The sequence below is a fragment of the Streptococcus sp. 27098_8_73 genome (assembly GCF_041432495.1).
GTDB lineage: Bacteria > Bacillota > Bacilli > Lactobacillales > Streptococcaceae > Streptococcus.
This window is the reverse complement of record NZ_JAPVZT010000025.1, coordinates 1-1,214: the sequence shown is the minus strand read 5'-3', so window position 1 is coordinate 1,214 and position 1,214 is coordinate 1. Positions and strand designations below refer to the sequence as shown.

General features: G+C 48.3%; 2 pseudogenes. Both read right to left on the bottom strand.

What is annotated here, in order from left to right:
* Positions 1-387, bottom strand: a pseudogene (locus O3651_RS10060) (hypothetical protein); the annotation flags it as partial.
* Between the two features lie 271 nt (positions 388-658).
* A pseudogene (locus O3651_RS10055) lies at positions 659-1,214 on the bottom strand (hypothetical protein); the annotation flags it as partial.

Sequence of the window (1,214 nt, the reverse complement as noted above, 5' to 3'; positions counted from 1 at the left end):
TAAGCGCAAGTACTTCAGCGTCAATGAGCACCAGCCAGTCAGTCTCAGCAAGCGAGTCTGCTTCAGCATCAGTAAGCTTGAGTCAATCCGTCTCAGTAAGCACAAGCGCCTCAACTTCATTGAGCGCAAGCCAGTCAGTTTCAACAAGTGAATCAGCTTCAAGCTCATTGAGCGCAAGTCAGTCTGTCTCAGCAAGTGCCAGTGCTTCAGCATCAGTAAGCCTGAGCCAGTCTGTCTCAGTAAGTGAATCAGCTTCAACCTCATTGAGCACCAGCCAGTCTGTCTCAGTAAGTGCAAGTACTTCAGCATCAGTAAGCTTGAGTCAATCAGTCTCAGCAAGTGCCAGTGCTTCAGCATCAGTAAGCTTGAGTCAATCCGTTTCAACAAGTGAATCAGCTTCAACCTCATTGAGCGCAAGCCAGTCTGTCTCAACAAGTGCAAGTACTTCAGCGTCCTTGAGCTTGAGCCAGTCTGTCTCAGCAAGCACAAGCACTTCAGCATCAGTAAGCTTGAGTCAATCAGTTTCAACAAGTGCAAGTACCTCAACTTCATTGAGTTTGAGTCAGTCAGTTTCAACAAGTGAGTCAGCTTCAACCTCAATGAGCACCAGCCAGTCTGTCTCAGTAAGTGCCAGTGCTTCAGCGTCAATGAGTTTGAGTCAATCAGTCTCAGCAAGTGCAAGTGCTTCAGCTTCGTTGAGCTTGAGCCAGTCTGTCTCAGTAAGCGAGTCTGCTTCAGCGTCCTTGAGCGCAAGCCAGTCAGTCTCAGCAAGTGAATCAGCTTCAAGCTCATTGAGCACAAGCCAGTCAGTCTCAGCAAGCACAAGTTTGAGTATGAGCCACAGTGCCTCAATTAGTGCTTCAGATTCAGCAAGTACCAGCTTGAGCACAAGCCTTAGTGTCTCACTTAGCGCCTCAGATTCAGCAAGTACCAGCTTGAGTACTAGTCTAAGTGCTTCGATCAGTGCCTCAGATTCAGCAAGCACCAGCTTGAGCACAAGCCTCAGTGCCTCACTTAGCGCTTCAGATTCAGCAAGTACAAGTTTGAGCACAAGTCTAAGTGCATCAATCAGTGCGTCAGATTCAGCAAGCACAAGTTTGAGCACGAGCCTCAGTGCCTCAATTAGTGCTTCAGATTCAGCAAGCACGAGCCTGAGCACGAGTCTCAGTGCATCAATTAGTGCAAGCGACTCAGCAAGTACAAGTTTGAGTACC